The organism is Thalassobacillus pellis, from assembly GCF_016908295.1.
In the GTDB taxonomy this organism is placed as follows: domain Bacteria; phylum Bacillota; class Bacilli; order Bacillales; family Halobacillaceae; genus Thalassobacillus; species Thalassobacillus pellis.
Window position 1 is genome coordinate 26679 of the sequence record NZ_JAFBDO010000009.1, and the last position, 12737, is coordinate 39415.

Consider the following 12737-nt stretch of genomic DNA (forward strand, 5'->3'; position numbering starts at 1 on the left):
ATGAGTCAAAACAAACAGAAAAATGAAAATGGAAGGGATTTCTTAATCGGATCCTTAGTAGGTGGAGTAGTAGGGGCAGTAGTTGCACTTCTTTTTGCTCCAAAGTCTGGAAATGAACTGCGTGACGATATCAATCAAGGTTCATACTACCTGAAGGACAGAGCAGCAGACTGGAAAGATGTCGCTTACGAAAAAGGTGGAGAATGGAAAGAGCGAGCTGCTGTTTCTTCTTCCCAGCTTTCCAAAAACTTCTCTGAAAAGTCACAGGACTTCAGTGCCCGTTTCAAGGATTCCACGAAATCACTAGGGGATAAAGTGAAAAATATCCGAGGCAGAGATGACGAAGAAGCGGAAGAAGCAGCCCAGGAGGTTGCTGAAGCCATTGAAGAAGCGGCTGAGGAGCTGGAAAAACAACAAGGTGCCAATGTATCTAGCAATGGATAAAGAAATGTATGGCGGGGCTGCAGGCAGTCCCGCTATTTTAATTGGAAAGGATGATCATTGTGTCTATAAAAACTTTGAATACGAAAGAAGAATTTGATACGGTTTCTGGACAGGAAAGTTTTTTTCTCTTGAAACACAGTCTCACCTGTCCCATCAGTGCCAGTGCAAAAGAAGAGTATGAAGCTTTTCATGAGGGAACATCTACGCCGTGTTATATACTGCCCGTCCAGAAAGCGCGTCCGCTATCCGATTATCTGGCCGAATCTCTGAATGTAAAGCATGAATCTCCGCAAGTTCTTTTAATAAAAAATGAAAGAGTCGTTTGGCATGATTCCCACAGTGCGATTACTAAAGACGCCCTTCGGGATAGTGAACATTATCTTTCTTAAATAGATGGACCTGGAAAAGTGGCACTGCTGCTTTTCCATTTTTTTGACCCATCAGGGATGATAGCGCTTTAATAAAAAAATCTGTCATTTTATCGCTTTAAAGGGATGACAAAGACGCTAAATTCAGATATAATGTTCCCTAATTATCTAAAGAAAACAACTGATACTTTTTACAGTAAAACATGAATGGAGGCTTTATTATGAGTAATGAACAGCTTGATTTATTACGCGAAGAATTGGATAAAGTGAATCTGGAAATTTTAGAGTTGATTAGTAAACGTGGTGAACTTGTCCAGGAAATAGGGAAAGTGAAGAATACACAGGGTGTCAACCGATTTGATCCAGTCCGAGAACGGAAGATGCTGGACCAAATAGACTTGCATAATAAAGGGCCATTTGAAAATACCACTATTCATCAGTTATTCAAGGAGATCTTCAAGGCAAGCCTTGAGCTTCAGGAAGATGACCATAGAAAAGCGTTGCTAGTATCCAGAAAGAAAAAGCCGGAAGATACAGTCATTGATATCAAAGGCGAAAGAATTGGGGAAGGAGAGCCATCCTTCATCATGGGACCATGTGCCGTTGAAAGTTACGAGCAAGTTGCAGCTGTTGCTGAAGCGGTGAAAAAGCGTGGACTGAAATTATTGAGAGGTGGGGCTTTCAAACCGAGGACATCTCCTTATGATTTCCAGGGCTTAGGTTTGGAAGGCCTGAAGATATTGAAGCGGGTTGCTGATGAATATGATCTTGCTGTAATCAGTGAAATCGTTAATCCTGCAGATGTATATAAGGCAGTGGATTATGTAGATGTTATCCAAATCGGAGCAAGAAACATGCAAAACTTCGAGCTGCTGAAAGCGGCTGGCTCGGTAGATAAACCTGTATTATTAAAACGTGGAATGTCAGCGACAATTTCCGAATTCATCAATGCGGCTGAATATATCATGTCACGAAGCAATGCAAATATTATGTTATGTGAACGTGGCATCCGTACGTATGAGAAAGCAACACGAAACACGCTTGATATTTCTGCAGTACCGATCTTGAAACAAGAGACCCACTTGCCTGTGATGGTGGACGTGACTCATTCAACAGGCCGGCGTGACCTTCTGCTTCCAACCGCTAAGGCTGCCCTTGCCATCGGTGCTGACGGGGTGATGGCAGAGGTTCACCCTGATCCTGCAGTTGCTTTATCAGATTCCGCACAGCAAATGGATATCGAAATGTTCAACAATTTCATGGATGAACTCACCAAAGAAAAAGTCTATAAATAACCCATACACAAAGGCCGGACTGACAATTGCCAGTCCGGCTTTTTTGATGATAAACAATTGCCTGGTTACCGTCTTATGTTAATGTTTTGGGTTTTAGGGTATGATTTAAATGATGCCTGCTTTATTTACCTGCATTGCGCTTGTAATCATAGTATAATATCATGGGATTATTGGTTTAATAAAGATCGTAATTATAAGGAGGGAATATATATGAATGTAACCATATATGATGTAGCTAGAGAAGCAAATGTATCGATGGCGACTGTATCACGTGTCGTAAATGGCAACCCAAACGTTAAGCCAGCAACAAGAAAGAAGGTATTGGATGCTATCGAACGCCTTGGTTATCGTCCGAATGCCGTAGCACGTGGCCTTGCCAGTAAAAAAACCACTACAGTCGGGGTGATTATACCTGACATATCCAGTATCTTTTTTGCAGAACTGGCAAGAGGTATCGAGGATATTGCCACAATGTATAACTATAATATTATCCTTAGTAACTCTGACCAGAACAAGGAAAAAGAAATTCATTTGATCAACACTATGCTTGGCAAACAGGTGGACGGGCTTGTGTTCATGGGAGGTAAAATTACCGATGATCATATCCGGGAATTTAATAATGCCTCTGTTCCTGTAGCGTTAGCAGCTACAATCGATGAGACCAAAAGTACTCCATCCGTGAATATTAACTACGAAGAGGCCGCGTTTGAAGCGACTGATCTGTTGCTATCGCACGATAACCAGACAGTAGCATTCATTTCCGGACCGGAGAATACAGAAGTGAATAATCAGAAGCTTGCAGGATTTAGGCGCGCAATGAAAGAAGCAGGGCGTGAAGTCTCTGAAGATTTAATCGTAACAGGGGATTATTCCTATGACTCCGGAATTGAGGCTTTTGAACAATTAGATGAAGCAGGAAATCTCCCAACAGCTATATTTGTAGCATCTGATGAAATGGCATTGGGGGTTATCCATGGGGCCCAGGATAAAGGATTGAAGGTACCAGAAGACCTTGAAGTATTCGGCTTTGATAATACACGTCTGGCGACTATGGTGCGCCCGACTTTATCTACTGTAGTACAGCCGATGTATGATATTGGAGCTGTTTCCATGCGTCTGCTTACAAAGTTTATGAACAAAGAAGAAGTTACAGAACAAAATGTAGTTCTTCCCCATCGTATAATTGAAAGAAATTCGACCAAGTAAAGTATTCGGCGATGACGGAGCTGGATGGATGATTCCATTCTGGCTCTGGTCGGCCACTTTAATCTTTTATACGTAACAAGTGATAATCAGATTACCAGCTTAGTTATTAGGCAACAGGAGGTTTGCTCCCCAGTTAAACAGCCTATTTCCACTGATATCAAGCCTACATATAAGATGCACCAATTGCCGTTTGAGATTCTTCATGGCAATTGGTGCATTTTTAAGTGAAGTTATTGTATTTTTTTTGATTATGGATGAATTGCATTGATTTTTCTAATACTTTTCGGTTTTTTTCGGTAATTTCATCTTTCCTGGGAATTGGTTTATAAATACCCGAAGGGTCTTGCCAAGTATCAGGCAGCTCAACTGGTGATTTTCCTTGCCATTTTTCCTTCCAAGATTTTGGTATGGAACCTGCAAATGGTTTATTAGTCGTCATAACTTTCCAGATTTGGGCCCAAGCCCGTGGAACTACCCTCCAAATGTCGTAACCGCCTCCGCCAAGTGCTATCCATCTTCCTTCACAATAACGATGTGAAAGCTCGTGTGCTAAAGCAGGAATTCGTTCATATATTTCCATTGTCGAACATAGATGGGTGAGTGGATCATAATAATGCGCGTCAGCTCCATTTTGCGTCACAATTACATCTGGCTTGAAAAACTCCACAATATCACGGAATGCAGATTCGTAAAGTTCTAAAAAAGATTCATCTTCTGTGAAAGCGTCTATCGGTAAGTTGAACGAATAACCGTATCCTTCTTTTAAGCCACGTTCGCTTACATTACCTGTGCCAGGAAAGAGGTATCTGCCCGTCTCATGAATGGAAAAGGTACAGACATTGGGATCATCATAGAAGGACCATTGCACTCCGTCCCCATGATGGGCGTCCGTATCTACATATAAAACCCGATAGTTATATTTTTGTCGTATATATTCAATCCCTACAGCTCCGTCATTATATATACAGAACCCGGAGGCTTTTCGTTCAAAACCATGGTGCAGCCCGCCGCCAAGGTTAAGGGCATGCTCATATTTTCCTTCCAATACAGCATCGATGGCAGTCAAGGTACTTCCTACCAACAAAGCAGAGGCATCGTGCATCCCTTTGAATATCGGAGTATCTTCTGTACCTATCCCGTATTCCATACCTTCATCTTCCGTAAGAAGTCCATTACTGGCCCTTTTTACAGCATCAATATATTTGGAACTATGTATCAGCTTTAACTCCTCATCAGTTGCTTTTCTAGGTTTTAAAAAGTGTTCTGCCTGAAGAGCCTGTTCTACTTCCAGAAGCTCCTTAGTCATTGTGACACGGAGCTGATTGAATGGATGATCATCCCGAAATCGGTAGCTGTTGAAATCTTCCGAGTATACGAACCCTGCCTTACATATCATGAGGGCATCCCCGGCATATTCGGCCATAGCACCTCGTAGCCTACTTCCTTAAGGTTGTTTATGATCGGCATTGGATTCATGGTTTGAATACGGAATACGATTATTTTATACCTGCTGTCCGGTTTATAAGGATAAATCAATACAGAGCTGATATTCACTTTCCGCTGCCCGAACACTTGAGTAACTTTTGGCAGCATTCCCGGACGGTTTTCCACCTTGATCTCGATTTGCGAACTTTGTACATTGGTACCTGTCAGCTGAATGAGCGTGTACAGCATATCTTTTTCCGTGATCATACCAACCAGCTTATCCTCTTTTGTAACAGGGACACACGCAATTTCATGCTCGTAGAAAATGGATGCAACTTCTTCCATGAAATCGAGTGGGTGGACGGTTATGACAGGGGAAGTCATAATAGAGCTGATTTCATTTTTCAATTCTTCCGGGTCCGGGTCATTTTCAAAAATGGATGGGCTGGCATCACGGACATCCCGGTCTGATACGATACCGATTACTTGATTATCTTCATCGACGATAGGGAGGTGGCGGATATGATACTCATTTAATAGCTTCAATGCTTTTCCAATCGTCTCAGTTGGAGCCATTTTAATGACGTCTTTTTTCATAACTTCTTCTACAAGCATAGGACAACCTCCATTATTTCCGCATTTGATGACGCTTTAAAAAACGAAGCTGATCAAACTTTTCAACGGATGATTCAGGGACATTTTCACCGATCCTTACCATCAGACAATTTGCAGGATGGGATACGATTTCTGGGTCATCCGTAGGAGCAGGTGTAAGACCACCGGCTGCCATCATTTTCTCCATCACTTTTCGGTAATTCCATATACTGAGTCCAGTCCCTTTCAAATCCCAATGCCAATAATATTCCGTGGAGATAATGATGTAATTTTCCATATAATCATCCATCATGGCAACTTTCAACAAGTGGGAGCCTACCCGATACCCACGGAACTCAGGAATCACTTCAATGGCTCCAAGTTCAATCAAATCTTCCATATTGAATTCTGACCACCGCTCAAGCGGGTCGGGGTGTAGATAAGTTACATAACCTGCAATCATATTTTCATGTCTTGCAATGATAATTCTGCCTTCTTCAAAATCTGCGATGCTTTTTACTGCTTCGAATTGTTTGGGAGCCGGCCGGAAGGCGTTCAAGTCAGAATGGAATTCATAGTTGGAGAGTTCTCGTGAGGTGAGAGGCCCTTCAATGATCAATGGCCCTTTTTCCGTATCGATTTCCTTGGAATGATACGACTTAATATGCTTCATTGATACACCACCTGTAACTAGGTTTTTTATGATTGCTGTCTTATATTATACATGAAAATTATCGATTTTAAATCAATCAGGACAAGGTTAGGAGGTGGAAAACCGGCACCAGTTGAAGTGGGGGAGGAACCAGTGGAAGAGACGACGGTAACAGCAGAGCAAAGTAAGGTCTTCAGGTAAAAGGTTAAAGCTAACCCTTCATAAAAAAGCCCCCTTTCCTGAGCGGAAAAGGGGCTTGCATTTTACATGGGATATATTATTGTTCAGGATTAGCTTGCTCGTTTTCAGAGGGTTTCTCCTCAGTTTGACCTTGATCATTTTCTGTGTCTGTCGGCGTGCTTTCGCTGCCCGTATCATTTCCTTCTTCGTTCGTTGTTTGACCTGGCTCATCACCATTGGTTGGTTCATCGTTTCCTTCATTTTCTGGTTTATCCGTTTCCGGTTTTTCCGTTGGTGATTCCTCTGGTGGGTTAGCAGGTTTGGCTGGTTTGGCTGGTTTAGCAGGTGCACCTGGCGTCCCAATCTTAACAGGTGACGACAGAGCAGAAGACATTCCGAAATAATCTACTGCTCGGACAGCGTAATAACCGTCTCCTCCAGAGAAGTTGTAGTTTGTACCAGCTGTGCTGCCAATCAGGTTGAATGACCCTCCGGCAGACGAAGACCGGTAAACCCTGTAGCCAACTACGTCACTGCTTGGAGAAGCTGACCAGCTTAATGATGATCCATTCGCGGAAACACCTCCAGGTGCTGCTGGTGCTGCGCCGTCATTTTCGATTGAGGTCGTCACACCATTAGCCGCTCCGCTAGGCAATGCAACATTGTCCCAGGAACTTGGAATAAGTTCGCTTAATATCTCAGGATTATTCAGGTTATTTTCCTTAAGGAATTCTGGACTGATCGTTACACCGCCGCCTTTATTTATAAATTCGCTCGGTGTATTCGGTCCTGCCACGACAAGTTTGTCTTTTACTTGGACAAAGCTGCCACTGATCAAGCTATCATCAACTTTATCTGGTGCGTACTTGGCCCAATATAGGTCCTGTTCTACGAGACCTACTTTTGAACACAATTCAGAAGGTTTCAATCCTGAAGTAGCACAATAGGAACGGGTGACAATTCCTTCTGGTCGTTTGAAATTTTGCTCAGGGACCATAATTTCCGGGTTAACATCGGAAATGGCGTTAACTACTTGTGCCCAGAGATTAGAGTTGCGCGAACTGTAGTCGCGTGTTTGTAATCCTCCGCCTCGTGAGTATCCCATCCACGTACTTACGGTTACGTTAGGGTTTGTAGCGACGAACCATGTATCATTTTTATATTGGGATGTTCCTGTTTTTCCTGCCCAATCCACACCCGAATATTTCAAGTTGACATTCGATGCAGAGCCTGTGCTTAACACATCGCGCATCATATCGATCGTCAAATAGGAAGCCTGCTGTGAAAATACATCTACCGGTTCACTTTTATGTTCATAGACGACATCACCGTTACTGTCGACGATTTTTTCAATCATATAAGCATCGACGAACTTACCCATATTGCCAAAAGTGGTATAAGCATTTGTGTTTTCTTCAATAGTCACTGTCGGTGAGCCGATTGCTGCTGAATAGTTCGTATAGTCATCTGGGGTAAGACTAGTTATCCCCATTTTTTCCAAGTATTTTTTGGCAGGATTACGATTTACTATTTTCGTATAAGCCTTAACTGCCGGTACGTTTAAAGATTCTTTCAAGGCATAACGGACAGATGTAAAGCCTACATACTGACCATTATAATTGTTGACATCTTTATTTGTTCCCGGATATTCATAAGGCACATCAGCTATTACAGAGCCAGGGTGGAGCACACCCATGTCGATACCTGGCCCGTAAACAAGCAGGGGCTTCATTGTACTTCCATTAGAACGTAAGGCGGATGTTGCATGGTTCACCTGGGAAATATCATAATCCCGTCCGCCTATGAAGGAAAGGATTCTTCCGGTTTCGTTTTGAATCACCATACCGCCGACTTGTACGGGGAGCTCTTTATAAACGACATTGCCATCTTCGTCGGTTACATTTTCCCAGTTTTCGTCCTTTTTAGGAACGGTAATTGATGGACCATATCGTTGATAGTTGTTCTTAACTTTTTGAGCTACATCATACATTTTTTTATGGATGGTGGAGTGTATTTCATAACCACCTGTACGAAGTTCGCGCTCTGCATTTTGGCGATATTCCTGGCGAAGCTTGTCATTATTCTCTAAGTCTTCCATTGTGTAGCCATCCTGTTTCACAAGCATCTCCATAATAATTTCAATCGCTCGTTCTTCAATCTCGAATGTAAGATATGGATACTTTTCAATTGGAGAGTCTGATGGTTTTGCAAAGTCTTTCGTTATATCGTATTCGCTCGCCTTCTTATACTCTTCTTCTGTGATATAACCGGCTTCTAGCATTCTGCCTAAAACATCCTGCATCCGGTACAGGCCTGGCTGAAGCCCTTCCTTGCTTTTGACTTCTCCATTGTTTTTAAAAGGTGTGTAGACATACGGGTTCTGAGGGAGCCCGGCAAGGAATGCTGCCTGTGGTAATGATAGATTACTAGCATCAACATTGAAGATCCCTTGTGCAGCTGTCTGGATGCCGGCAATATTTCTGCCATTAGCATTACGTCCGAATGGAACCATATTCAAATAGGCTTCTAATATCTCGTCCTTTTCAAAAAACCGTTCGACACGGAGAGCGATTAACATTTCTTTTGCTTTTCGCTCAAAGGAAACCTCGTTGGTTAAAATTTGATTTTTGACTAGCTGCTGGGTCAAAGTACTTCCACCAGTCTTTGTTGCCGCGTTGGTTATTTCCTGGAAGACCGCGCGCATGACCGCTTTTGGTACGACACCGTCGTGAGTATGAAAATTTTCATCCTCTGTTGCAATGACGGCATTCTTCAAATAATCAGATATATCTTTCAGGGCCACTTCTTCTCTATGTAAATCTGATCGGACGCGGCCAAGGTACTTGTCATTGGCAAAGTAAAGTTCCGACGTAGAGGAATAATTATAGATTTCTTTACTCATCGCCTGTTTATCTTTCATGGGGACATCTTTGACAAGGGAAGCGAAGTAGCCTGCGCCTACTCCTCCGGCAAAGAAAAGACTGATAACCCCAATAATGATGAATGCCAGGAAAATATTCCATACGACCTCATAGGTTATTCTTGTCGTTTTTTGTATTCGCCCCTGGCGCCAAAGTTCTTTTACTTTAGCTATATTAATACCTTTTTTTCGGGTATTTGACATGATCAATCCTCCTCAAAAAATCCAATCTATATTATAACACAATCTAATGCAGCAAAGAATGTCGAACACGAATTTGATTGCTTTTTAAATCCAGTTATGTTAAAAATATAATACTAGTTGAATAAATGAAGCGTTGAATGGTTGAAGTAGTGGGACGATCCCTGTTCTTAAGAGAGCCTCCGGATGGTGAAAGGAGGCACAAATCGACTCGCGAATTACGATCTGGAGCTTTCTTCTGCACTTACAGAAGACGGTGTTAACCAAGCCGTTATCCAAACAAGTGGCACTATATGTGCAACAAGGGTGGTACCGCGATAAACCTCGTCCCTTTACTTTTAAGGGAGGAGTTTTTTTATTTTACTTTAAGTAAGTTTAACTTTGTTAAAGGATTAAAGTATAAGTAAAACCAAGGCATTCTCCATAAGGAATTGGCGACCTGCCAAGTTTTCTAATACAAAGGTTCATTAATAAGAAGGAGTGGGTAATATGGATATCCTGAAGGATTTACACAATCGTGGTCTAGTTAATCAAATTACGGATGAAGAAGGGTTAGAGAAACACTTGGAAGAAAACCAGGTGACACTATATTGTGGATTTGATCCGACAGCCGACAGTCTTCACATCGGTCACTTGCTGCCGATTCTTATGCTGAAACGTTTTCAGCGTGCTGGTCATCGCCCTATCGCTCTTGTCGGCGGTGGAACAGGAATGATTGGTGATCCGAGCGGCCGTTCTACAGAGAGACAGTTAAACGAAGCCCATGTGGTACAGGGATTCAGTGATAATATCAAAGAGCAGTTAGCGAAGCTGCTGGACTTTGATAAAGGGGAGAATGCAGCGGTTGCCCGCAATAATTACGAGTGGCTTTCCGAAATCAATATAATAGAATTTTTGCGGGATACCGGTAAGCATTTCGGCATTAATTACATGCTTGCCAAAGAGTCCGTCGAGACGCGGATTGAACAGGGGATATCTTTTACGGAGTTCAGTTACATGATTCTCCAGTCTTTAGATTTCTTTAATCTATATCAAAAGGAAAATTGCACCTTGCAGATAGGCGGAAGCGACCAGTGGGGAAATATCACAGCTGGTCTTGAATTCATCAGACGCCGTTCATCTGGAGAAGAAGGGGAAGCAAAGGCTTACGGATTGACCGTCCCGCTTATAACCAAGGCAGATGGAACTAAATTCGGAAAAACAGCTGGTGGGGCAGTGTGGTTGGATAGGGAAAAAACATCTCCATATGAATTTTACCAGTTCTGGATCAATACAGATGATCGCGATGTCATCAAATTCCTGAAGTCCTTTACCTTTCTTGATATGGAGGAAATTTCCAATTTTGAGAAAGAAGTTGAAGTGGCTCCTGAAAAACGAGCAGCCCAGCGCCGTTTAGCAGAGGAAATGACAGAAATGGTACATGGAAAAGATGCTTTGGAGCAGGCACAGCGTATTACAGAAGCGTTATTCAGCGGAAACATCAAGTCACTGACAGGGGAAGAAATTGAACAAGGATTTAAGGATGTGCCTGCCCACCATGAAGAAAATAAAGAAATCGGTCTGATAGATCTGATTGTCCAAGCCGGAATTTCTTCTTCCAAACGACAGGCGCGTGAAGATATAAAGAATGGTGCGATTTATATTAATGGCGAACGCCAGCAAGACCTTTCCTACACTATCCAGAAATCGGATCGTATTGAAGGGAAATTCACGATCATACGAAGAGGGAAAAAGAAGTATTTTATGATCCATTTTAAATAAAAATCGAGAGGTTGTCGGAATGACAGCCTCTCTTTTTTATAGAATTCTATAGAGACTTCTTATAATTCATAAAAAAACCCCTTGAATTATTGAAATACCAACAATTCAAGGGATTTGTGCGTGCTTTTTGAAAGCAACCGCTATTAACGAGAGTAGAACTCTACGATAAGAGCTTCGTTGATTTCTGAAGGAAGCTCTGCGCGCTCTGGCAGGCGGCTGTAAGATCCTTCTAATTTTTCTTCGTCGAAAGTAAGGTACTCAGGTACAAAGTTGTTAACTTCGACTGCTTCCTTGATAGCATCAAGGTTTTGAGATTTCTCACGAAGACCGATGGTTTGTCCTGGTTTTACACGGTAAGATGGAATATCTACACGTCCACCATCAACAGTAACGTGTCCGTGGTTGACCAACTGACGAGCTTGACGGCGTGTACGCGCCAAACCTAACCGGTAAACAATGTTATCCAGGCGAGATTCAAGCAATGTCATGAAGTTTTCACCATGGATACCTTTCATGTTACCTGCTTCTTCGAATAGGCGGCGGAATTGACGTTCAGTCAATCCGTACATAAAGCGAAGCTTCTGCTTCTCTTGTAGTTGAAGACCATATTCGGAAAGTTTTTTACGTTGGTTCGGACCATGTTGTCCCGGAGCGTAAGGGCGTTTATCTAGTTCCTTACCTGTTCCACTCAAAGAAATGCCAAGGCGACGTGACTTTTTCCAAGTCGGACCTGTATAGCGTGCCATAGGTATTTCCTCCTTTTATTTTATTTGCATAAAATAAAAACAGTGTGTTCCGTATCCAATGCTCATTTTGTTTTCATGCACCATCGCTCCAGCAGCAGAGAGTTACACGATGCACCTCTCAAAGAGAGGAACAAAATGACAACATCGGTGGTTCACATAGGCTGCCATTTATTTTACACAAAGGCTATTATATGCTTTATGAAGTCAGAAGTCAAGGCTCTTCTAGTGTTTTATCAGAATTGTTTACGATAGATTTCCACGTGTTTAACCATCAAGCGAGTGTTAAAAGAATACCTGCATAGATATATATAAACATAACTGGCAGCGAGGGGATGGGAAAACGGTTAAAGATCTAATCGGAGACGCTGACAGGGCACTCTATCATGCTAAGTGGGAAGGGAAAAATAGGCTGAAGGTTTAAAAAGGTGTACCCTGTTATTGTTTCGCATGGGCACACCTTGCTGGTCATATGTTTTTTTCCACTATTTCCGTGAATTTTTGAAGGTATTTTTCGTCCAGTTCAGTAAAGCGTGCTTTGGAAGGACTATCGATGTCCAGAACTCCAAAAACTTCTCCATTTTTGAAAATCGGGATGACAATTTCAGATTTGCTGGCGGAATCACAGGCGATATGGCCCTCAAATTGATTGACGTCTTCTACACGTATCGTAGTTTTATCTTGCATGGCTGTGCCGCAAACACCTTTGCCGGAAGGGATACGGACACATGCTGGCAGTCCCTGAAAAGGTCCCAGCACTAACTGTTCCTCTTTCCATAAGTAAAAACCGACCCAGTTCACATCGTCGAGAAATTGATTCAGTAAGGAGGAGGCATTCGATAAGTTAGCGATGATATCGTTTTCCCCTTCAAGCAAGGCAGATAATTGCTTGAGCAGAAGTTCATAGTTTTCCTCAAGTGTGCCAGTATAGTTGGTCGTTTGAAACAT

At 42.4% G+C, this 12737-nt stretch carries 11 protein-coding genes and 1 other annotated feature; of the genes, 5 read left to right on the forward strand and 6 right to left on the reverse strand.

The window, feature by feature from the left end; translation table 11 throughout:
- The 4 genes from JOC33_RS18985 (at position 1) to ccpA (ending at position 3313) form a co-directional block, all read left to right on the forward strand.
- Positions 1-444, forward strand: a complete 444-nt coding sequence (locus JOC33_RS18985) for a YtxH domain-containing protein (RefSeq protein WP_205094179.1) — start codon at positions 1-3, stop codon at positions 442-444.
- A gap of 59 nt (positions 445-503) precedes the next feature.
- The gene (gene ytxJ / locus JOC33_RS18990; RefSeq protein ID WP_205094181.1) at positions 504-833 is read left to right on the forward strand and encodes a bacillithiol system redox-active protein YtxJ; all 330 of its coding nucleotides are present in this window, start codon (positions 504-506) and stop codon (positions 831-833) included.
- Between the two features lie 200 nt (positions 834-1033).
- Entirely contained in the window at positions 1034-2107 is a 1074-nt protein-coding gene (locus JOC33_RS18995) for a bifunctional 3-deoxy-7-phosphoheptulonate synthase/chorismate mutase (protein ID WP_205094183.1), read from the forward strand.
- Between the two features lie 210 nt (positions 2108-2317).
- Positions 2318-3313: a catabolite control protein A gene (gene ccpA, locus JOC33_RS19000; protein ID WP_205094185.1), complete on the forward strand. Its 996-nt coding sequence runs from the start codon at positions 2318-2320 to the stop codon at positions 3311-3313.
- A gap of 220 nt (positions 3314-3533) precedes the next feature.
- Here the strand turns inward: ccpA and JOC33_RS19005 are convergent, their stop codons facing one another.
- From JOC33_RS19005 to JOC33_RS19020, 4 genes are all read right to left on the reverse strand, one after another.
- Positions 3534-4709, reverse strand: coding sequence for an acetoin utilization protein AcuC (locus tag JOC33_RS19005; RefSeq protein ID WP_205094372.1), 1176 nt, complete (start codon positions 4707-4709; stop codon positions 3534-3536).
- Positions 4706-5353 (reverse strand): acetoin utilization AcuB family protein, encoded by a 648-nt coding sequence (locus JOC33_RS19010; protein ID WP_205094187.1) that lies wholly within the window; start codon positions 5351-5353, stop codon positions 4706-4708. The genes JOC33_RS19005 and JOC33_RS19010 overlap by 4 nt, the downstream gene beginning before the upstream one ends.
- 13 nt (positions 5354-5366) lie before the next feature.
- Complete coding sequence (locus JOC33_RS19015) at positions 5367-6005, reverse strand: GNAT family N-acetyltransferase (RefSeq protein WP_205094188.1); 639 nt, start codon at positions 6003-6005, stop codon at positions 5367-5369.
- A gap of 256 nt (positions 6006-6261) precedes the next feature.
- On the reverse strand, positions 6262-9288 hold the full coding sequence (locus JOC33_RS19020) for a transglycosylase domain-containing protein (RefSeq protein ID WP_205094190.1): 3027 nt from the start codon (positions 9286-9288) through the stop codon (positions 6262-6264).
- 124 nt (positions 9289-9412) lie between these two features.
- Positions 9413-9620, forward strand: a binding site (T-box leader).
- A 154-nt stretch (positions 9621-9774) separates the two neighbouring features.
- Between JOC33_RS19020 and tyrS the strand changes: the two genes are divergently transcribed.
- Positions 9775-11046 carry a tyrosine--tRNA ligase gene (gene tyrS, locus JOC33_RS19025; RefSeq protein WP_205094192.1) on the forward strand — a complete coding sequence of 424 codons (1272 nt, stop codon included), beginning with the start codon at positions 9775-9777 and terminating at the stop codon, positions 11044-11046.
- A 143-nt stretch (positions 11047-11189) separates the two neighbouring features.
- Here tyrS and rpsD read toward each other — a convergent pair whose 3' ends face one another.
- On the reverse strand, positions 11190-11792 hold the full coding sequence (rpsD, locus tag JOC33_RS19030) for a 30S ribosomal protein S4 (protein ID WP_205094194.1): 603 nt from the start codon (positions 11790-11792) through the stop codon (positions 11190-11192).
- A gap of 465 nt (positions 11793-12257) precedes the next feature.
- Positions 12258-12737 carry a GAF domain-containing protein gene (locus tag JOC33_RS19035; protein ID WP_205094196.1) on the reverse strand — a complete coding sequence of 160 codons (480 nt, stop codon included), beginning with the start codon at positions 12735-12737 and terminating at the stop codon, positions 12258-12260.